21 protein-coding genes are annotated in these 19,990 nt (G+C 70.6%); 13 read left to right on the top strand and 8 right to left on the bottom strand.

All coding sequences use genetic code 11. The features are described 5' to 3' along the window. From E3O32_RS08065 to E3O32_RS08050, 4 genes are all read left to right on the top strand, one after another. On the top strand, positions 1-1,466 hold a 1,466-nt coding region (locus tag E3O32_RS08065; protein WP_134508352.1), incomplete at its 5' end, for a 3-hydroxyacyl-CoA dehydrogenase family protein. Between the two features lie 89 nt (positions 1,467-1,555). Next, complete coding sequence (locus tag E3O32_RS08060; RefSeq protein ID WP_134508351.1) at positions 1,556-2,737, top strand: acyl-CoA dehydrogenase family protein; 1,182 nt, start codon at positions 1,556-1,558, stop codon at positions 2,735-2,737. A 55-nt stretch (positions 2,738-2,792) separates the two neighbouring features. Beyond that, positions 2,793-4,466, top strand: coding sequence for an AMP-binding protein (locus E3O32_RS08055; protein WP_338145187.1), 1,674 nt, complete (start codon positions 2,793-2,795; stop codon positions 4,464-4,466). Positions 4,467-4,896: 430 nt separating this feature from the next. Further along, positions 4,897-5,106, top strand: coding sequence for a hypothetical protein (locus tag E3O32_RS08050; protein ID WP_134508349.1), 210 nt, complete (start codon positions 4,897-4,899; stop codon positions 5,104-5,106). Positions 5,107-5,185: 79 nt separating this feature from the next. On the opposite strand, the gene E3O32_RS08045 is transcribed toward E3O32_RS08050, so the two are convergent. After that, the gene (locus E3O32_RS08045) at positions 5,186-5,365 is read right to left on the bottom strand and encodes a hypothetical protein (RefSeq protein WP_134508347.1); all 180 of its coding nucleotides are present in this window, start codon (positions 5,363-5,365) and stop codon (positions 5,186-5,188) included. 237 nt (positions 5,366-5,602) lie between these two features. Between E3O32_RS08045 and E3O32_RS08040 the strand changes: the two genes are divergently transcribed. From E3O32_RS08040 to panD, 3 genes are all read left to right on the top strand, one after another. Next, positions 5,603-7,192 (top strand): MinD/ParA family ATP-binding protein, encoded by a 1,590-nt coding sequence (locus E3O32_RS08040; RefSeq protein WP_134508345.1) that lies wholly within the window; start codon positions 5,603-5,605, stop codon positions 7,190-7,192. 130 nt (positions 7,193-7,322) lie between these two features. Continuing rightward, the gene (locus E3O32_RS08035; RefSeq protein WP_166788610.1) at positions 7,323-8,255 is read left to right on the top strand and encodes an FKBP-type peptidyl-prolyl cis-trans isomerase; all 933 of its coding nucleotides are present in this window, start codon (positions 7,323-7,325) and stop codon (positions 8,253-8,255) included. Between the two features lie 47 nt (positions 8,256-8,302). Then, positions 8,303-8,716 (top strand): aspartate 1-decarboxylase, encoded by a 414-nt coding sequence (gene panD / locus E3O32_RS08030; RefSeq protein ID WP_134508341.1) that lies wholly within the window; start codon positions 8,303-8,305, stop codon positions 8,714-8,716. Between the two features lie 42 nt (positions 8,717-8,758). Here panD and E3O32_RS08025 read toward each other — a convergent pair whose 3' ends face one another. Continuing rightward, a complete protein-coding gene (locus E3O32_RS08025; RefSeq protein ID WP_134508339.1) occupies positions 8,759-9,232 on the bottom strand; it encodes a pyridoxamine 5'-phosphate oxidase family protein in 474 nt (157 codons plus the stop codon). 72 nt (positions 9,233-9,304) lie between these two features. Between E3O32_RS08025 and E3O32_RS08020 the strand changes: the two genes are divergently transcribed. Beyond that, entirely contained in the window at positions 9,305-10,126 is an 822-nt protein-coding gene (locus tag E3O32_RS08020; RefSeq protein ID WP_134508337.1) for a transglutaminase-like domain-containing protein, read from the top strand. Positions 10,127-10,206: 80 nt separating this feature from the next. Here the strand turns inward: E3O32_RS08020 and E3O32_RS08015 are convergent, their stop codons facing one another. Then, positions 10,207-10,863: a TetR/AcrR family transcriptional regulator gene (locus E3O32_RS08015; RefSeq protein ID WP_241974705.1), complete on the bottom strand. Its 657-nt coding sequence runs from the start codon at positions 10,861-10,863 to the stop codon at positions 10,207-10,209. Between the two features lie 81 nt (positions 10,864-10,944). Between E3O32_RS08015 and E3O32_RS08010 the strand changes: the two genes are divergently transcribed. The 4 genes from E3O32_RS08010 to E3O32_RS07995 all read left to right on the top strand — a co-directional run bounded on the left by E3O32_RS08010 (position 10,945) and on the right by E3O32_RS07995 (position 13,998). Beyond that, positions 10,945-11,940, top strand: a complete 996-nt coding sequence (locus tag E3O32_RS08010) for an ATP-binding cassette domain-containing protein (protein ID WP_134508335.1) — start codon at positions 10,945-10,947, stop codon at positions 11,938-11,940. After that, positions 11,937-12,764, top strand: coding sequence for an ABC transporter permease (locus E3O32_RS08005; protein WP_134508333.1), 828 nt, complete (start codon positions 11,937-11,939; stop codon positions 12,762-12,764). Before E3O32_RS08010 ends, E3O32_RS08005 begins: the two co-directional genes overlap by 4 nt. 98 nt (positions 12,765-12,862) lie before the next feature. Next, a complete protein-coding gene (locus E3O32_RS08000) occupies positions 12,863-13,306 on the top strand; it encodes a VOC family protein (protein WP_134508331.1) in 444 nt (147 codons plus the stop codon). Beyond that, positions 13,303-13,998 (top strand): GyrI-like domain-containing protein, encoded by a 696-nt coding sequence (locus E3O32_RS07995; RefSeq protein WP_134508329.1) that lies wholly within the window; start codon positions 13,303-13,305, stop codon positions 13,996-13,998. The genes E3O32_RS08000 and E3O32_RS07995 overlap by 4 nt, the downstream gene beginning before the upstream one ends. Before the next feature lie 30 nt (positions 13,999-14,028). Here E3O32_RS07995 and E3O32_RS07990 read toward each other — a convergent pair whose 3' ends face one another. Further along, complete coding sequence (locus tag E3O32_RS07990) at positions 14,029-15,264, bottom strand: GAF domain-containing protein (RefSeq protein ID WP_134508327.1); 1,236 nt, start codon at positions 15,262-15,264, stop codon at positions 14,029-14,031. A 147-nt stretch (positions 15,265-15,411) separates the two neighbouring features. Then, on the bottom strand, positions 15,412-16,200 hold the full coding sequence (locus E3O32_RS07985) for a LysR substrate-binding domain-containing protein (RefSeq protein ID WP_166788609.1): 789 nt from the start codon (positions 16,198-16,200) through the stop codon (positions 15,412-15,414). 76 nt (positions 16,201-16,276) lie between these two features. Between E3O32_RS07985 and E3O32_RS07980 the strand changes: the two genes are divergently transcribed. After that, a complete protein-coding gene (locus tag E3O32_RS07980; RefSeq protein WP_134508323.1) occupies positions 16,277-16,714 on the top strand; it encodes a DUF5997 family protein in 438 nt (145 codons plus the stop codon). Between the two features lie 188 nt (positions 16,715-16,902). Here E3O32_RS07980 and E3O32_RS07975 read toward each other — a convergent pair whose 3' ends face one another. The 3 genes from E3O32_RS07975 to E3O32_RS07965 form a co-directional block, all read right to left on the bottom strand. Continuing rightward, positions 16,903-17,682, bottom strand: a complete 780-nt coding sequence (locus E3O32_RS07975; RefSeq protein WP_134508321.1) for an alpha/beta hydrolase — start codon at positions 17,680-17,682, stop codon at positions 16,903-16,905. A 215-nt stretch (positions 17,683-17,897) separates the two neighbouring features. Beyond that, positions 17,898-18,860, bottom strand: a complete 963-nt coding sequence (locus tag E3O32_RS07970; RefSeq protein ID WP_134508319.1) for a PfkB family carbohydrate kinase — start codon at positions 18,858-18,860, stop codon at positions 17,898-17,900. Further along, positions 18,853-19,872 (bottom strand): ADP-ribosylglycohydrolase family protein, encoded by a 1,020-nt coding sequence (locus E3O32_RS07965; RefSeq protein ID WP_241974704.1) that lies wholly within the window; start codon positions 19,870-19,872, stop codon positions 18,853-18,855. The genes E3O32_RS07970 and E3O32_RS07965 overlap by 8 nt, the downstream gene beginning before the upstream one ends. Positions 19,873-19,990: the final 118 nt, after the last annotated feature.

The raw sequence follows: 19,990 nt of genomic DNA, 5'->3' as shown, positions 1-19,990 counted from the left end.
GGCCCGCCGCGCAGGCGCCCTGGCAGCCCGAGGCCCTGCGCGCCGCGGTGCGGAAGCGGATCCCCGGCGAGCTGCCCGCCGTCGAGAAGACCATCGAGCTGCTCTCGGCCTGGCAGCGCGCGACCGACGCTCGCCCGGCATCCGTGACCGCCCGCCCGCCGGTCGGCCGGCCTGCCCGCACGGCCGCGCGGCTGGCCCGCGGCGGCGACCCGATCGAAGCCGAGACCATCGTCGCCTTCGGGGAACTGCTGCAGACCGGCGAGTGCCGCGCCGCCGTCTACGCCTTCTTCACCCTGCAGGCGGCCCGGAAACGCAGTCGGCCCGGCGGCCCGGCCGCCGGAGTCGGCCCGGCCGCCGGAGTCGGCCAGGTCGGTGTCGTCGGCGGCGGACGGATGGCCACCCAGCTCGCCCTGGTCTTCGCCGAGCGCCTCGACGTTCCCGTGCGGCTGACCGACCTCACGCCCGAGCAGGTCGCCCAAGCGCTGGACTGCATCGCCGACCAGCTCGGCCGGGCCGTCACCCGCGGCACCATGACGACGGAGACCCGGGACCGGGTCGCGGCGCTCATCACCGGCACCAGCGACATCGCCGACCTCGCCGGCAGCGACATCGTGATCGAGGCGGTCTTCGAAGACCTGGCCGTCAAACGCGGCGTCTGGGAGTCGATCGAACGAGTCGTTCGGGCCGACGCGCTGCTGCTCACGAACACCTCCTCACTCTCGATCGCCGACCAGGGTTCGGGCCTCCGGCATCCGGAGCGCCTGATCGGCTTCCACTTCTTCAACCCGGTCCCGGTGCTCCCGCTGGTCGAAATCGTGCGGGCGCCGCGCAACACCGATGCCGTCGTCGCGGCGGCGTTCGCGCTCGCCGGGTCGCTCGGCAAGACCGCCGTGCTGGTGAAGGACTCTCCAGGCTTCGTCGTGAACAGGTTGATCACCCGCTGGTTCAGTGACAGCCTCCGCCTGATCGACGCGGGCGCGGATGCGGACCTCGTCGACGGCGCACTCGTTGCCGACGGGTTGCCGATGACGCCGCTCACCCTGATCCGCCACATCGGCCCCCGCGTGCAGCTGCACATCCTCGCCCACCTGGAACGGGGTTTCGGCGACCGGTTCACGGCGAGCCCGAGCCTGCGCCGCATCGTGCAGCTGTCGTTGCCGAGCTACGTCGGGCCCGACGGCTGCCTCACGCCCGCCGCGACAGAGGCGATCCGGGCGATCCTGCCGCCACCGGGCGATCGAGTCGCGCCCCCGGTCGACCAGGCCGCCGTGCGCGCGCTGCTCCTGCACGGCCTGGCCGACGAGGCCGGGCGGATGCTCGCCGACGGCACGGTGCACAGCGCCGCCGACATCGACGCCTGCATGATCCTCGGCGCCAACTTCCCGCACCACACCGGCGGGCTGACCCCGCTGCTGGACCGCTCCGGCGCCTCGCTGGCCGCCCGCGGCACGCTCTTCCATCCCTGAACTCACCGCTTTCGCCCCGCTCCACTCCCCGCTTTCGCCCGCTCCACTCCCCGCTTCATTCCCCGCTTCACTCCACGAAAGGAAAAACCGTGGCCGACTACGATGTATCCCTGCCGCTCGACACCGACTACTACGGTGTCTTCGCCGACGTTCCCGCTGCCGACCGGGCATTTTGGGACCGCGCCCGCACCTTCGCCGAGGAGACCCTCGATGAGGTGAACGAGGCCTGGGACAAGGCCGAGTACCCGCTCCACCTCGTCCGCAGGCTCGGCGAACTCGACCTGCTCACCGACGGCGTCGTCGGGGAGGGGCTGACCCCGATGTCGCCCCTCGCGGCCGGGCTGGTCAACATGGAGATCTCCCGCGGAGACGGGTCGATGGGTACGGTCGTCGCCGTGCAGGGCGGGCTGGCGCTGCGCAGCATCGCCCTCTTCGGCAGCGAGGAGCAGAAGCAGCGCTGGCTCGTGCCCCTGGCCCGCGCCGAGAAGCTGGGCGCCTTCGCCCTCACCGAGCCGGACCACGGCTCCGACTCGGTCGGCCTCGAGACCACCGCGACGCGTGACGGCGACGAATGGGTGATCACCGGCGAGAAGAAGTGGATCGGCAACGGCTCGGTCGGCGACGTGACCGTCGTCTGGGCCAGGGACGACGACGGCAATGTGCGCGGCTTCCTGGTCGAACAGGACAACCCCGGCTACCACGCCACCACGATCACCGGCAAGGGATCGTTGCGCGCGATCCACCAGGCCCGGATCGTGCTGGACGCCGCGCGCATCCCGCTGGACGCCGTGCTGCCGGGCACCCGCACCTTCAAGGATGCCTCCGTCGTGCTCTTCGCCACCCGGCTCGGGGTGGCCTGGTCGGCGCTCGGGCACGCCACCGCCGTCTTCGAGGCCGCCCTGAACTATTCCACCCAGCGCATCCAGTTCGGCAAGCCGCTCGCCGGGTTCCAGCTCGTGCAGGAGCGGCTGACCATGATGCTCTCTCAGCTCACCTCGATGCAGCTGCACTGCCTCCGCCTGGCGGCCCTCGACGACGCCGGCACCCTGCGGCCCATCCAGGCCTCCCTCGCGAAGTACCACAACACGAGGGCGGCTCGGGAGATCGCGGCCATGGCCAGGGACATGCTCGGCGGCAACGGCATCCTGCTCGAGAACCACGTGATCCGGCACCTCGCCGACATCGAATCCCTGCACACCTACGAGGGAACCGAGAGCGTGCAGTCGCTCCTGATCGGGAGGGACCTCACCGGCATCAGCGCGTTCCGCTGATCCCCGGCACGACCGCTCCACTCCCGCACCAAACGACGGACAAAGGAGTCCCCGCGTGTTCGAACAGATGACCCTGCTTGACCAGACCGGCGGCCTCGAGCCGGCGACGGGTCTGGCCAACGACGCCCCGCTCACCCCGATGCGGTTCCTGCAGCGGTCCGCGGAGGTGTACCCGAACAAGGACGCCATCCTCTACGGCGGACGTCGCTACAGCTATACCGAGTTCCGGGCGGCCGCCGAACGGCTGGCGCGCGGCATCCGTGCCCGGATCTCCCCGGGGGACCGGGTCGTGTTCCTGGCGCCGAACGTGCCCGAGATGCTGATCGCGCACTTCGCCGTGCCGCTCGCCGGGGGAATCCTGATCGCCCTGAATTCCCGGCTCGCCCGGCCTGAGATCGAGTATGTGCTCACGCACTCCGAGGCGACGCTCCTCTTCGTCGACGCCGAGCTGGTTGCGACGGTCGGCGACGCCCGCCCCGTCTCCCCGTTCCTCACCGGCGTGATCGAGATGCCCGACGCCGAGTTCGGGCTTGCCGCCAGCGGCCTGGACTTCGGGCAGGAGAGCCTCGAATCGTTCCTGGCCGCCGCGGATGCCGCGGCCCTGGCCGATCCCCGGCCGCTCTGCTGGGACATCGACGACGAACGCTCTCCGCTGACCATCAACTACACCTCCGGCACGACCGGCAAGCCGAAGGGCGTCGTCTACTCCCACCGCGGGGCCTACCTGAACTCATTCGGCGAGGTGTTCCACAACTCGTTCACGAGCGACTCGGTCTACCTGTGGACGCTGCCGATGTTCCACTGCAACGGGTGGTGCACGCCCTGGGCGGTCACGGCGGCCGGCGCCACCCACGTCTGCCTGCGGGCGGTGCGCGCGGAAAGCGTCTGGGCGGCCATCGACACCCTCGGCATCACCAACCTCTGCGGTGCCCCCACGGTCTGCAGCCTGATCGCGAACGCCGCGGAGGCGCATCCGCTGGACCGGCCGCTGAGCATCACCACCGCCGGCGCCCCGCCCGCCCCGAGCGTGATCGAACAGCTGGAGCGCCTCGGCGTGAAGGTCGTGCACGTCTACGGGCTCACCGAGGTCTACGGACCGTACACGATCTGCGAATACCAGTCCGAGTGGGACAGTCTGCCGGGCGACGAGCGAGCCCGGAGGATCTCGCGGCAGGGCGTCGGAATGCTGCAGGCCGAGTCGGCACGCGTCGTCGACCCGGCGATGGCCGACGTTGCCCGTGACGGCAGCACGATCGGGGAGATCGTGCTCCGCGGCAACAATGTCATGCTCGGCTACTACAAGGACCCGGCTGCGACCGCCGAGGCGTTCAGGGGTGGCTGGTTCCACACCGGCGACCTGGGGGTGATGCACCCCGACGGGTACCTCGAGCTCAAGGACCGGGTCAAGGACATCATCATCTCCGGCGGGGAGAACATCTCCTCGATCGAGGTGGAAAACGCGATCCTCGCGCACCCGACCGTGCTCGACGTGGCCGTGGTCGGCATCCCGCACGAGAAGTGGGGCGAGCGCCCCAAGGCCTACGTCGTGCTCCGGCCGGACCACGCCGTGACCGCGGTCGACCTGCTCACCCACACCCGCTACCTGATCGCAAGCTTCAAGGTGCCCGACCACGTGCACTTCGTCGAAACGCTGCCGCGCACGGCCACCGGCAAGGTGATGAAGGTGATGCTCCGGGAGCTGCACCAGGACGCCGTGCCCGGCGACTGAGCCTCAAACACGATCCGCGCCTCACCCGGCCTGCCCGTCGAATTCGACGGAGATTTTCGCCGGAATCACCAGAATTCGCGCGTTTGGGCCCGTTTTGGGGAAAATGCCCGTCGAATTTGACGAGCGGGAGGGGCCTGGCGGCCCGGCGTTGGGAGGTGCAGGCCGTCGCGGCGGATACAACCCGGTTCATGGTTCTCGCGGTGATCGGTGATCTATGGGGCGATTCGCCGGGCGAGCACGTACCCTGTCATTCAACAATTCTGCCTCGCCCCAGTCTCCGAGTGTTTTCAGGCCGGCCGGTGCGAAAGCGAACCCCGGTCCGCCGCCAGCCGCGGACCAGCACGTGCACGACTGCAACCGAACAAGTTCCGCGCACCGACGCCGGAAACGGCGCAGGCAGCAGGTGTGACAGAACCAGAAACGCAGAGCCATGACCGACGACGAACTCGCGCTCGAATCCGACGACACCAGCTACGCGAATTCCTGCCGGGATCCTCACATCGCCCCGGGGGACGACCTGGTGGAATGCCGGCGGCAACGCGGCCACGACGACACCCACGGCACCCGCGCCGGCACCCGCGCCGGCGCGCGGGCCCTCCGCTGGCTCGCCCATCAGGGTCTGGGCACGCTGCCCGCCTGAACTTTCGTCCGCACTCGGAGATCAGCGGCCCGGACCCGGCCCACCGTCGCGGGCCACGCTCAGATCGGGGTCGGCGCAGTTATGCGGCGCCGACCGCCCAGGAGTGTGCCTCTCGGACGTCCTGCTGTTCGGCGAGGTCGCAATCGACCTCGTGCACGACGTCCGGCCAGGCGATCCGGTGGTCGTCATCGATGACGGCCGTGCCGTAGACGCCGCACGACCGGCAATAGGCGAGCAGCACCCAGTCTCGATCCCTCATGATTCAATGATGACCCTCGGGCGGGGGGCAAAGCAATGCCCGCGTTCGTTCGCGTTGCAGACCGGCTCCGGGCAGTGACGAACCGGCGGCGGGGCACCCGAAACGGGTCCGGCATCGGGGTCGTGGCCAAACGGGGGGAGGATGCCGACCGCCCGGTTAGGCTGGGAAGGGCACGATCGACGGCAACTTCGACGTGCTCACGCTTATTGAGCTGAGCTCGACGAACAAAGGCCCACCATGAAGAAGAACGATTCCGCCCTTCCCAGCATCCGCGCCATGATCCGGAGCGACGGCACGGGCGAACTGACCATCGACGGCGAGCGCCAGCAGATCACCGCCGTCGACGAGGCGGGCGTACGCGAGGAGATCATCAACCGGGTCGCGGCGACGGCCCGCACTCTCGGTCGCCCCGTTCGCCTCACCGCGGAAGACGAGCAGGGCCGGTCGCCCCTGATCGTGCACCCCGACGGAGACGTGGACGCGGACGGGGACTTCATCCCCGCGGCCGAACTGCCCAGTTCGACCCGCCCGCTCCTCCTGCCTGAGGATTCCGCGCCGGACTCCGGCGATCACGCCGACTCCGGCGATCACGCCGACTCCGGCGAGGTCGCCGTCGAACCGGCGGCATACCGACCGACGATGATCGAGTCCGCTCCGGATGCGGCGGCGGATGATGAACGGGCCGCCGACGAGAAAGCCGCTCCGTCCGCGGGCCCCGGCGCCGAGCTGTTCGAGAACCTCGTCTTCGACCGCGATCTCGACCGCGATCTCGACCGCGACGTCGACGACGACGAGCCGGCGGAACCGTCTGACCGTCTGGCGGCTGCCGGTCTGCCGGTGAGCGCTTCAGCGTCCGGCCCCGCATCCGTTTCCGGCAACACGCCCGGCACCGCGGGCCCGAACCTGTCGGATTTCATGAATTCGCGGCCGCCGATCGTGGAGGGCCCTGCCCTGCAGGGCTGGCAGGGCACGGTGCGCCGGCTGACCGGCGGGCTGGTCGCGCCCAGCCCCGGGAACGGTGAACGGTCGCGCCGTTCGGCGGTCGCCTCCGTGCAGCGCAGCCTGATCGGCCCGCGCACCATCGTCGTGCTGAACCCGAAGGGCGGCGCGCACAAGACCACTGCCACCCTGCTGATCGCGGCGACCTTCGGCATCCATCGCGGCGGTTACACCCTCGCCTGGGACAACAACGAGACGATGGGAACCCTCGGCGTGCGGGCGCAGACGGCGCACCACACCAACACCGCCGTCGACCTCCTCCGAGACCTGGAGAACTTCGCCTACTCCAGTTCGGCCCGGGTCGGCGACCTCGACAACTACGTGCGCAACCAGGGCGACGCCCGGTTCGACGCCCTTGCCTCCGACCTCGACCCGGCCGGGGCGGCCAGCATCGACGACGTGGCCTTCGGGAAGCTCCACGCCGCGCTCAGCCGTTTCTACCGCGTGCTGATCATCGACACCGGCAACAACATGCGTGCCTCGAACTGGGAAGCGGCCGTCGAGACCGCCGACCAGCTTGTCGTGGTCTCCACCATCCGTGAGGACACCGCCTACGGGGCGGCGTCGCTGCTCGACGGGTTGCGGTTGAAGGGGCATGGCGACAAGGTCGCCCAGGCCGTGACCATCCTCGCCTCGCCGGCCAAGACCGCGGACCGGGCGCTGTCCCGCCGCCTGCACGACCACTTCAGCCAGCTCACCCGCGCCGTCGTCGACGTGCCGTACGACCCGGCGCTGGTCGCCGGCGGGCCGCTCAACATCGAGGCTCTCGCACCGCGCACGCGAGAGGCCTGGCTCTTCGCCACGGCCGCGATCGCCGAAGGGCTCTGACCCCGGTTCGGGAGTCCGGTGACAGCGGACACAGCTAGCACGGATGTCGACAGGTCATACTGTTCGAGGCCCATTGTCGAACAGAGAGATCAGCGTGCGCAAACTCCCCGTATTCATTTCCGTTGCCACAGTGGCCGTTCTCGCTCTCTCCGGGTGCAGTGGTTCCCCGTCGGCCGGCTCGACCTCGACCGCGACGGCGCTCACCTGCACCGATTCCGGCAAGAGCTCGGATGCCGTCACGGTGACCGGCAAGGCTGACGCCGAACCCACCGTGAAGTTCACCTCGCCGCTCACCGCGAAGACCACCGAGCGCACCGTGGTCACCAAGGGCAAGGGCGCGGCCGTCAAGAACGGTGAAGCCGTTGAGATCGCCTACACGGCCTACAACGCCTCCACCGGGGCGAAGCTGAACGGCGGCGGGTACGGCAAGGCTGCCGGACTCACCGTGACGGTAGCCGAGACCGCCAGCATCATCCCCGGCATCCTCAAGGGCATCGCCTGCTCCAACGTGGGCTCCCGGGTCGCCGTCGTCGTGCCGCCCGCCGATGCCTTCGGCACCAAGGGCAACACCGACCTCAAGGTCGCCGCGACCGACAACATCATCTTCGTCATCGATGTCAAGGGCAAGGTGGCGACCCGTGCGAACGGCAAGGACCAGAAGCCCCAGGACGGCTTCCCGGCCGTGACGCTCGCCAAGGACGGCACGCCGACCGTCACGGTGCCGAAGGCAGACGCGCCCACCGAGCTCAAGACCGAGGTGCTCAAGAAAGGCACCGGCGGCCTCGTCGCCGACGGCGCGACCGTGACCGTGCAGTACACCGGCGTCATCTGGGGTAGCGGCAAGGTCTTCGACCAGAGCTGGGGCAAGGGTGGCCCCGCCACATTCGCCACGAGCAACGTCGTCCCCGGCTTCGCCCAGGGTCTGATCGGCCAGACGGTCGGGTCCCAGGTCGTCATCGTCATTCCGCCGGCGCTCGGCTACGGCACCACCGGCAACACCACCGCGGGAATCACCGGCACGGACACGCTGGTCTTCGTCGTCGACATCCTCGCCTCGGCGTAACGTTCGGCGGTCTCCACCGGTTCTCCTGTCGAAAGGGTTGCGCGCCGATGCAACGCACCATGTTCAAATCCAAGATCCACCGCGCCACCGTGACGCAATCCGACCTGCACTACGTCGGCTCGCTGACGGTGGACCTGGACCTGCTGGACGCGGCCGACCTGCTTCCCGGCGAGCTGGCGAGCATCGTCAACGTGAACAACGGGAGCCGGTTCGAGACCTACCTGATCGCAGGGGAGCGGGGAAGCGGGGTGGTCGGCGTCAACGGCGCCGCCGCCCGGCTGGCACTCGAGGGTGACCTTGTCATCATCATCTCCTACGCCCAGATGAGCACCGAGGAAGCCAGGGCGTACACGCCGACCGTGGTCCACGTCGACGGGCGCAACCGGATCGTGGCCGTGGACACGGACCCGGCCGGCACCCACGTCGACGGGCTGGTCCGGCCGCCGCTGAGCCTGCACTAGGCGACATTCTGCCGCCAGACGTCAGGCCCGTGCTGCCCGGCGTTACCGTTTCTCGAACCGGCCGGTCTTCTCGGCGAGCCGAATGCGATAGAGCACCGGCTTCTCGTGCACCGCGGTGCCGGAGTCGTGGGCGTGGGGCGAGGCCAGCGGAGTCCCGTCCGGTCCGAGGTGAGGCTGCGCGGTCGTGCTGGTCAGCAACGGCGACAGTCGCGTGGCGAGGGCACGCATCCCGGCCTCCGCCTCATCGCCGTGCAGCTCCTCGAAGGTTCCCCAGGCGATCACACTCTGCCGATTCGCCAGGTCGTCGACGTGTTCGACCTCGAAGCACACCGCAGGATTGGTGCGCATCATCCGCACCTTCCGGCCTGTGGCGCTGTGCCCGTAGACGCTGCCGTCGGAGTAGGCGTAGGTGATCGGAACGATGTAGGTGCGGTCGTCGACGTGGCAGCCGATCCGGCCGATCACGGCGGCGTGCAGCACGTTGTCGATCTGTTGGTCGTTCAATGCGCCGAGCATGCCGCAATTGTCACCCGGTTGCGGTCGGGGCACCAGTGCCTTTGGTCCCCGGCCGCCGCGTATCATCGGGGGATGAAACGCACCGCCTCCGCGCACCTGACCCTCGAAGCCCTGGCGCCGGCGCGTCTGGTCGTGTCGGTGGCCGTGGCCGCCGACGCGGGCGGATCCGGGGTGGCCGTGCCCGGCTTCACCGCGGTGGAGCGCCTCTCGGTCGGCCAGGCCGGGGTCCCCGTGGCGGTGCGTGAGATCTTCGACCAGCACGGCACCAGGCTGCATCTGGCGGATGTCCAGGCCGGCCCGGTCGACGTGGAGTACCACGTCGAGGTGACCGGGCAGGCTGCTCCGGCGAGCGTGAGCGAGGTCGACCTGATCCGGTACCTGCGCCCCAGCCGTTACTGCGAGTCCGACCGGCTCGGGCCGACCGCGCAGGCCGAGTTCTCGGGCCTGGCCGGGCTGGACCTGCTGGCCGGGGTGAGTTCCTGGGTCGGCAGCCGGCTGGCCTACGTGCCCGGGGCGAGCCTGCCCACCGACGGTGCCGTGCGCACCCTCCTCGCCCGGCAGGGCGTCTGCCGCGACTACGCCCACCTCGTGATCGCCCTGCTGCGTGCCAGGGACGTGCCGGCGCGGATCGTGTCCGTCTACGCCCCCGGCCTGTCGCCGATGGACTTCCACGCCGTGGCGGAGGCCTTCGTGGACGGCGCCTGGCACGTGGTCGATGCGACCACGCTCGCGCCCCGGCAGACGCTCGTGCGTATCGCTACGGGCCGGGACGCGGCGGACACCGCCTTCCTCACGACGATCGGCGGCGGGGTGCTGCTGCACACCCTCGAGGTGTCCGCCGTCGCCGACGAGCTGCCCAGGGACGACGTGACCGAGCTCGTGCAGTTGCACTGAGCCGTCGGAGAGTGCCGTCCGCGCCGGATTCGGCAGCCCGCGTCCGCGGTCGCGGGCGCGGCGTGCGGAATGGGGTGCGCCTAGAGTCCCTGCTCGACCATGTCGACGACCCGGCGGATGAGGGCCTCGGCCTGCTCCGGTCCGAGGGCGCGGAGCGGACCGGTGAGCAGCAGCATCGCCAGCCCGTGCACGGCCGACCAGGCCAGGAACTCGGCTCCCGGCCGACGCTCCGCCGGGAGGGCACCCACGGCGACGAGCCGGTCGAGGGCATCGGTGAGCAGCTGGAACGGGGTGCGGCCGGAGGTGCCGGCCCGTGACCCGCTGGTCGCGCTCTCCAGGTCGGTCGAGGCGGTGAACGCGGTCTGGAACAGCCCGGGCTCGGCGAGGGCGAAGTGCAGGTAGCCGGTGCCGACCGCGCGGAATCGCAACCGGGCAGCGGCGAGCGGATCCGTCGCATCCGCTACCAGGGCCTGTTCGGCCTCGATCGCCTCCGCCACCCGCCCCTGGCTGGCCGAACACACCGCTTCGACCAGGGCCCTGCGGTCGGCGAAGTGCCGGTAGGCGGCATTCGGGGAGACGCCGGCGCGACGGGTGGCCGCTCGCAGCGCCACCGCGGCCGGACCTCCCGCACGGGCGAGTTCGACGCCGGCCTCGACGAGGGCGCGGCTGAGGTCGCCATGCCGGTAGGTGTCCCGGCCGCCGTTGTTCGCGCCCGGTGGAATGCCGATGGTTGTCACAGCCCCGTTGCCTCGTTACGATGGTTAAGACAATGTGTACGACGTCTACATTAGCGCAGTAGGGCAGGCAGGCACACTCTCATGACCATCATCGAAGCCAGGGGCCTCACCAAGACCTATCGGTCGAAGAGCGGCCCGGTGCACGCTCTTGCCGGACTCGACCTCTCCGTTCCGCGCGGGTCGGTCAAGGCCCTGCTCGGCCCGAACGGGGCCGGCAAGACCACCGTCGTCAAGATGCTCACGACCCTGATCAGGCCGGATGCCGGCACCGCCTTCGTCGACGGGATCGACGTCGTCGCCGACCCGAAGGCCGTGCGGCGCCTCATCGGGGTGTCCGGCCAGTACGCGGCCGTCGACGAGAATCTGACCGGATTCGAGAACCTGGAAATGGTCGGCCGGCTCTACCACCTCGGCGGTGCGCTCGCCCGGCGTCGAGCGCAGGAGCTGATCGACCTGTTCGAGCTCACGGCCGCCGGAAACCGCCCCGTCAAGGGGTTCTCGGGCGGCATGCGCCGCCGGATCGACCTCGCCGGTGCGCTCGTGATCAACCCCAAGGTGCTCTTCCTCGACGAACCGACCACCGGGCTCGACCCGCGCAGCCGGATCGCCCTCTGGCAGGTGATCAAACGCCTCGTCGCCGACGGCACCACGGTGCTGCTCACCACCCAGTACCTCGAAGAGGCCGACCAGCTCGCCGACGACATCGTCGTGATCGACGACGGCCGGGTGATCGCCGAGGGAACCTCCGACCAGCTCAAGGCCCAGATCGGCGGGCACCGGCTGGAGATCGCCCTGGTCGACGCCGCGGACAGCGACACCGCCCGCAGCATCCTCGCCCGGCTCGGCGACGGCGAACCGCTCGTGACCACCGACGGTCGCGGCCTCGAGGTCGCCGTCAACGACGGTCCCCTCGTGCTCCAACACGTGCTCGCGGCGCTCGGCGAGGCGAAGATCGGCCTGCACGACGCCGGGATGCGCCGGCCCACCCTCGACGACGTGTTCCTCAAACTCACCGGCCACAAGGCCGACAAGGCCGCCCAACAGGCCGAAGACGCCGAATTGGAGACCGTGAAATGAGCGTCGCCGCGACCCTCCCCACCTGGAACCCGCTGTCGATGTGGTACTCCGACGGCTGGACGGTGACCAAGCGCAACCTGATCAAGATCAAGCGCTCGCCCGACATGCTCGTCTTCGCCGTCATCCAGCCGATCATGTTCGTGCTCCTCTTCAGCCAGGTCTACGCCGGCGCCATCTCCGTGCAGGGAACCGACTACGTGCAGTTCCTGATGGCCGGCATCTTCGCCCAGACCGTGGTCTTCGGTTCGACCTTTTCCGGTTCGGCGATGGCCCAGGACCTCAAGGAGGGCATCATCGACCGGTTCCGCAGTCTGCCGATGAGCTCCTCGGCCGTGCTGATCGGCCGTACCAACAGCGACCTCGTGCTCAACACGATCTCGATGGTGATCATGATGGGCACGGGCCTCGCGGTCGGCTGGCGGGTGAACTCCTCAGCGCCCGAGTTCCTGGCCGGGATCGGACTGCTGCTGTTGTTCAGCTACGCGTTCAGCTGGGTGATGGCGCTGCTGGGGATGAGCGTGAAGAGCCCGGAGGTCATCAACAACGCCTCGTTCCTGATCCTCTTTCCGCTGACCTTCGTCTCGAACGCCTTCGTGCCGAGCGACACCCTGCCGACCCCGCTGCGGATCTTCGCGGAGTGGAACCCCGTCTCCTCGCTCGTGCAGGCCGCCCGGCAGCTGTTCGGCAACGAGGGCACCGCGCCGGTGCCCGACATCTGGACGATGCAGAACCCGATCGCGACCGTGCTGATCGGGATCAGTGTCATGCTGCTGGTGTTCGTGCCGCTGTGCATCCGCAAGTTCGCCTCGATCAGCTCCCGGTGACCGGCGGCCCGGCTCAGACGGCTCAGACCCCGACCGACCCAGATCCCGACTGGCCCAGATCACACCGACCCAGATCCCACCGACCCATGGAGACCGACATGACAGAGCCACAGACCGCACCGGGCCTCGGCATCCTCGCCGCCTTCAGCGGTTTCGCCGTGCCCGACATCGACACGGCCCGCGCCTTCTACGCCGACACCCTCGGCCTCACCGTGCGGGACGGCGGGATGGGCCTGCTGCGGCTGGAGCTGCCCGGCGGCGCCGAGGTGATGGTCTACCCCAAGCCCGACCATGTGCCGGCCGTGTTCACCATCCTCAACTTCGCCGTCGGCGACATCGACGCTGCCGTCGACGCCCTCCTCGCCCGCGGGGTGAGCTTCGAACGCTACCCGGGGTCTCCCCAGGACGAGAAGGGCATCGCCAGGGACCCGCGCGGACCGCAGATCGCCTGGTTCACCGACCCGGCCGGCAACATCCTCTCGGTACTTCAGAACGACGTGCTCCAGAACGACGTGCTCCAGGACGACGGAGCTCCGGAATGAGCGCCGAATTGCCGTTCAGAACCGACCGGCGCACCGGCAAGCTCCGGGCGCCGCGGAACACCGCGCCGGCGGGCGCCGGCCCGTGGGACGTGAAGAAGGCGCTCAAACCCTTCTACGCGCCCGCGAACCGGGACTGGGAACTCGTCGAGGTCCCCGCGCTACGGTTCATCGCCGTCGACGGGAGCGGCGACCCGAACACGGCGCCCGCCTACGCGGAGGCCGTCGAGGCCCTCTACGCGGTGGCCTACGGCATCAAGTTCCAGGCCAAGCGCGAGCTCGGCCGTGACGCGGTCGTCGCTCCGCTGGAGGGCCTGTGGTACGCCGACGACGCATCCGTCTTCACCGCGGGGTCGAAATCGCAGTGGCACTGGACCATGCTGATCAGCGAGCCCGACTGGGTGACGGATGCCTTCATCGGCCAGGTCATCGCGGCCGCCAGCGCGAAGAAGAAGCTGCCTGCCCTCGCCAGGGTGCGCACCGAGACCCTCGACGAGGGTCTCTCCGCCCAACTGTTGCACCTCGGGCCCTACGATGACGAGGCGCCGGTGCTCGCCGCCCTGCACGATGACTTCCTCGCCGCGAACGGGCTGCGCCTGAACGGCCGGCACCATGAGGTGTACCTCAGCGACCCGCGCCGGACCGAGACGGCCAGGCTCAAGACGGTGCTGCGGCAGCCGGTCGCCCGGCTCTGACCCGCACCGGCCTGGAATGCCCGGCGCCGCCTACTCGGGGCGCCGGCGCAGCTCAGCCTGGATCAGCAGGGCGAGTTCGCGCAACAGCACCGTGTCGATCTCGTCGGGCGACCGAGGTGAGGGGTCGAACACGCTGAGCACGCCGATCCGCTCACCGGATTCCGCCTCCACCGGGAAGCCGGCGTAGAAGCGGGTGTGCGGCTTGCAAACCACGAGGGGATGCTCGCGGGTGCGCGGGTCGAGCAGCGTGTCCGGAATGACCAGCGCGCCGGGGGAGCGGACCGCGATGGCGGTGACCGAGCCGGCGAGCGGATACACCCGGGGTGCCTCGCCCAGGTTGGACTTGTCCCACAGCCGGTCCCCGTCGACGAAGGTGAACGCGGCCGAACGGGTGCCGTAGGAGCGCCGCGCCACCGCCACGATCCGGTCGAAACGCTCCTCCGGGTCGGTGTCGAGGAGGCCGAGGGCGGCGACGGCGCGCGCCGCGTCGGGACCGAGCCACTCGGGGTGGCCGGTCGGCGAACCGTCGTGGTCGCTCTCGGAGGACTGGGCCTCGTCGTGATGCTCCGCGTCGAGCGGGCCCTTCATCGAGTCGGCGAGGTTCTCGGCCCAGGCGACGTAGTCCGCCGCCGTGCGGATGCGGCCGGAGGTGCGGGCCAGGCCGGCCGCCATGGCGACGAAGCAGGCATCCGGATGAGAACTGCAGACGGTGCCGGTCAGCTCGTTGAGGCTCCGGGCGTGGGTGGCACCGAGGGTGCCCAGGGCCGAGTCGTAGGCCGCGATCGACCGGATCGGCTGCACGCCGAGCACGAAGATGCGGGTGGTCCGGGAGGTGCTGCGACTGAGCTGGTCCAGGATCGCCTGGAGTTCACGCCGCCAGACCCGGGGCGGCATCAGCCCGACGGCGTCGGTCGTGCCGACGCTGAGCACGATCGCGTCGTAACGCCACAGCTTCAGCCCGGCGAGTTCGGCGCGGGCGGACCTGATCGTGACTGCCGGACTCGGGACGGCGTCGACGTCGGTGCCGCGCCCCGTGCGCGCCGACAGTGCCCGCGCGAGCGAACCCGGGAGGGCGAGGTCGTGGCTGAGAACACCCCAGCCGACCGCAGGCCCGCTGCCGAAGAGCAGGATCCGATCGCTGTTGATGCCGGCGGCGTGGGCCTGCGGGGCATCCCGCGGTCGTGGCAGGGTGTCGTATTCGCGCGTCCTGGCGGCGATCCACGCGCGCATGACGGGTGCCATCACCCAGCGGATGACTTCCCCCACTGGAACTCCTCGAGACCGAAATGAACCTCCAGCCGGTAAATCGTGGAGCCCGTTGAGCTTATATCAGCTAACCGAAGAGTGCGAGTCGCCGCGGTTCCGCAGGCTGGTTCGCAGCGTCTGTCGGCGCCCGGCCCTTCGGCCCTCCGGCTAGCGGGAGCCGCGGCGCTTGCCCTTCTTCGGGCTGGCGGTGGGGCGGGTGCGGCCGGGCGCGCTCGGGGCCTTCCGGGACACGGCCGGCTTCGCCTTCGCGGCGGCGACGCGCACCGCCTTCGCGGCGGCCTTCGCCTTGTCGGTCTTCTTCTCCTTCTTGACCCGCTCGGCCGGCAGGGAGTCGATCCGCGAGCTGTCCTTCGTGCGCCCGCGCACGATGCCGATGAACTCCTCGACGTCCTCGGTCGTCTCGCTCGAGAGCCAGGCCAGGGACACCTGGCTTTCCGCCACGTCCTCAACCGGCCGGGACACGACATCCTTTCGGCCGTGCAACCGGGCGATCGAATGGGGGACGATCAGGATGCCCACCCCCGCCGCGACCTGTTCCATCGCCTCGTCGAGGTCGCGCATCTTCGGCAGCGCACGGCGCGTGCCGTCGCGCACCTCGGTCGCCACCGCACGCCACTCCGGCACGACGTCGGGGTCCTGCAGGAGATGCTCGTCGGCCAGGTCGGCGACGAGAACGCTGTCCTGGTCGGCGATGAAGTGGTCCTTCGCCGCGACGACGACGGGGATCTCGCGGTACAGGGCGATCAGGCTCAGGTCGGTCTCGTCGATGGGCAGCCGCACCAGGCTGACCTGGGCGCGACCGTCGCGGAGCACCTGGTCCTGCTCCCCGGGTTCGGTGCGGAAGACCTCGAGTGGCTGGTCGGGTCGGCGTTCGGCCCAGATGCGAGTCCACTTGGTGGGGGTCACACCGGCGACGAAGGCAATGGAAAAAGTCACCGGCATCCTCTCTGGTTCGCTTTCATCGGTGCCGACCCGCCGGATCGACACCGCTCTCAGGCTATACGCTTGACTAATGACCGAGAAGAAGACCCAGACCATGAAGCCCGCCACGGCGGCCCAGAAGCTCGGGATTTTGCTCGAAGCAGCCCCGGAGGAGTTCCAGTCGTCGCCCATTTCGCGCACCGAGCTGGCCGCGCTGGACGCGAACCCGCCGGAGTGGCTGCTAGAACTGCGCGCCAACGGACCGCACCCGAAACAGGTCGTGGCCGCCAAGCTCGGCGTGTCGATCTCCGGTCTCGTGCGCGGCAAGGTGACGGAGCCGCTCACCACGGCCGAGATCCTGGCCCTCCTGCAGCAGCCGCCGGCCTGGCTGGTCACCGAGCGGGCGACCCAGTTCGAGGTCCGTGAAGAGCAGATCCGGGTCAAAGACCGCGACGCCGAGCGTGCCCGCAAGGCGGCGCACATCGTTCGTCAGGCCGCCCAGAACGAAAAGGCCGGGCGCGGCCGCTAACCCCGCCCGCTAACCTGCCCGCTAACCCGTGCGGAGCTGCGCGGCCCGCGCGGAGCTGCGCGGCCCGCGCGGCGACTGGGCGGTGACGACTACCGGTGCGACGCCCAGCGCGCCTGGTTCGCCGCTGCGCGCCAGGCGCACCAGGAGCGTGGCGGCGCACCTGGCGCGTTCGGGGCAGAGGCCCTCCCTCAGGCGGCGAGCCTCGCGTACTGCGCGCGCAGGAAGCCGACGATCTCGCCGAGTTCGGCCTGCGAGATGGAGTGCCCCATCCCCTCGTAGATGCGCTCGGTGAGTTCGGAATGACCCGGCAGCCAGGCCTGGGTGCGTTCGATCGCATCCTGGGGGATCACCGGGTCGGCCGTGCCGCGGCCCCAGAAGACCGGGAGGCGCAGCTCGGCCAGTCGGGCGTCGCCCGGATGCTCGCTGCGGCCCACGAAACCCGACAGCTGTACCGCGAACGCGAACCGGTCGGGCGCCTGGCGCAGCAACTGGAGGGCCATCGCGCCGCCCTGGGAGAAGCCGAGCAGGCCCACCGAGGTCGGCTGCTCCGGCAGTGCGTCGAGCCAGGCCAGCACGCCGGCGGCGGCTGCGGTGAGGGCGTCGGCGCTCGGTGCCCCGGGGTTGACCGTGGCACCGGCCGCACCGATCGGGAACCAGGCCCAGCCGGGCCCGGCCGAGAGCGGCGCCCGGAGGGCCGCGATCACCGGGTGCAACGGAAGATGCGGCGCGAGGGAGAAGAGGTCACCCTCGTGCGAGCCGTAGCCGTGCAGGATGAGCAGCAGGGGACGGCCGCCCCGGTCCGCGGGGCCGGACGACCAGAGCACGGCATCCGGGTCGATCGCTTCGATCCGCTCGGGTTCGGTCGGCTCTTCGGTCGGTTCGATCCGCTTCGGTTCGGTCCGGTCTTCGGTCGGTTCGGTCCGCTGGGGTTCGGTCCGCTCGGGGTGGCCCTCTTCGTTGTTGCCCATCTCGGACCTTCCGTTTCGGGTCGCTGCCGGTTCGCGGCGACTGGTTCCAGTCTTTCACCGCGACGGGGGCGGGCGCGTCCGGCGATGTGATCGCGCGCCGGTGTGCCCAGATGTCGGGGTGCTCAGTCGCCGGTGCCGCTGGTGTCGCCGCCGGTGTGCTCAGGCGCCGGGGTGTTCAGGCGGCGGGGCGGACGGTGTCGCCGCCGGCGGGGTGCTCAGTCGCCGGGGCCGTCGGTGCCGCCGATGTCGCGCAGGAACGCGTCGATCGCGGCGGCCGGCGGCGCGGTTGCCGGTCCGGGCCGGGTCACGGCAAGGGCGGCCGCCGCGTTCGCGCGCCGGGCCGCCTCCAGCGGCGTCAGCCCACGGGCCAGCGCGGCGGCGAGAACCCCGCAGTGGGTGTCGCCGGCGCCGGTCGTGTCGACGACAGGCACCGTGAAACCCGGCACGTGCACGGGGAGCCGGCCGAGGTTGTCGCCGGCGAGCCAGCATCCATGCGGGCCATCGCGCACGACGACGAAGCCGCCGGGACGGATGCTGCCGACCAGGCGGGCGGCCGCGTCACCGGGCTCGCCCGTCCCGGTCAGGTGCCGGGACTCGCGTGCGTTCGCGCTGAACACGTCGGTGCGGGCCATCACCTCGGCGAGGGTGGCCGGGTCGAGGGTCGCGATGAGCGGCGACGGGTCGGTGATCACCCGGGCGGCGGGCGGCAGCTCGCGCAGCCAGCCGGGGATCGCGGCGGCGTTCGCCGGATGCGCGAGGCTGTACCCCGACACGTACACGATGTCGCCGGGGCGCACCTCGGCCAGGTCGAGGTCGGCCCGGCCGAGCCGCCCCTCGGCGCCGACCCAGGTCACGAAGGTGCGCTCGGCGGAACCGTCGACGAGCACGACGCAGTAGCCGCTGTCGAGGTCGGGCAGCGCCGGCTGGGCGGCCTCGATGCCTTCGGCGCCCAGTGCGGCGTGCACGATGGCGCCGAACGGTCCCTGCCCGTACCGGCCGAGGAACGTCACCGGCAGGCCGTCGCGCCGGGCGGCGGCCATGGTGTTGAAGCCGCCGCCGGCCGTGAGCCGGGACGAGGAGGCGAGGGTGTCGCTCCCGGCCTCGGGCAGCCGGTCGATGGTCAGCACCACGTCGACGATGACGTTGCCGGTGAAAATCAGGCGGGGAGGCTCAGCCACGGCGTTCCCGGCGCAGCTCGAGGAGCCCGTCGACCAGCGGGGCCAGGTCGAGGTCGTTGACCAGTCGAAGCGCGTCCAGTTCGGCCGTCGGCCAGGCCCGCAGACCGTGGACCGAGCCGAGCACCGCGCCGCAGATCGCGGCGATGGTGTCGGTGTCGCCGCCGAGGCCCGCCACGAGGCAGAGGGTTCGCCAGGGGTCGCGGGAGACCGCGGCCAGCGCGAGCGCGGCGACGACCGACTCCTGGGCGGCGACGGAGGTGCCGATCAGGGCGCACACGGCATCCGCCTGGTTGTCCTCGGGCAATCCCGTGAGGTGGCCGACGGCCCAGCGGATGCGCGCGGCGATCGACGCCCCTGCCACCCAGTGCCCGCGGCGTTCGCCCTCTGCGGCGGCGGTGACCGCGGCCGTGATGGCGCCTGTGAGGGTTGCCCCGGCGATCCCGGCGCTCACCGCGGCGCCGACCGCGGCCGCGCTGCCGATGCCGAGGGTGGTGTTGTGGGTGACCAGGTTCGCCTCGGTGACCGCGTCGACGAATGCGCCCAGCGGTTCGAGTCCGAACGCGATGCCGACCGGGGCGATCCGCATCGCGGCGCCGTTGGTGCTGCCGAACCGGCCGCTCGTCAGCGGTGACTCGCCGTCGGTGAGGCTGCGCAGCGCGGCCGTCGTCGACGGGCCGAGGAGGTCGAGCGAACCGCGGGCCCGCATCCCCTGTTCCCAGTCGAGCAGGCGGGCCGCGAAGACCCGCGGGTCGACGTGGCCGCGACCCTCGATGAGCAGCCCGGCCAGCAGCACGGCCTGCTCGGTGTCGTCCGTCACCGTGCCGGCCGGCATCCCGGCGGCGATCCGCTGGCGCGGGCCCGCGTCGCGGAATCCCGCGATGGGGCCGTAGTCGGCCAGGATCTCGGACCGGGACATCGACTGGGTCGGCATGCCGAGTGCGTCGCCGAGGGCCAGGCCGTAGAACGCGCCCAGGGCGCGATCCCGCTCCGCGACCGGCGTGTGACTGTTCACGAGGCCGACTGTACCGGGTGGCGGCGTTCGCCGGCGCGTTCAACGCGCGAAACCCGAGGTCCGACCCTGCTGGTCGGCCGTCCACGAGGACCGGGCCGCGCATCCACTCGCCGAGTAG

It is taken from the genome of Cryobacterium mannosilyticum, from assembly GCF_004402705.1.
Lineage (GTDB): Bacteria > Actinomycetota > Actinomycetes > Actinomycetales > Microbacteriaceae > Cryobacterium > Cryobacterium mannosilyticum.
This window is presented reverse-complemented; position numbering and strand designations above follow the sequence as displayed.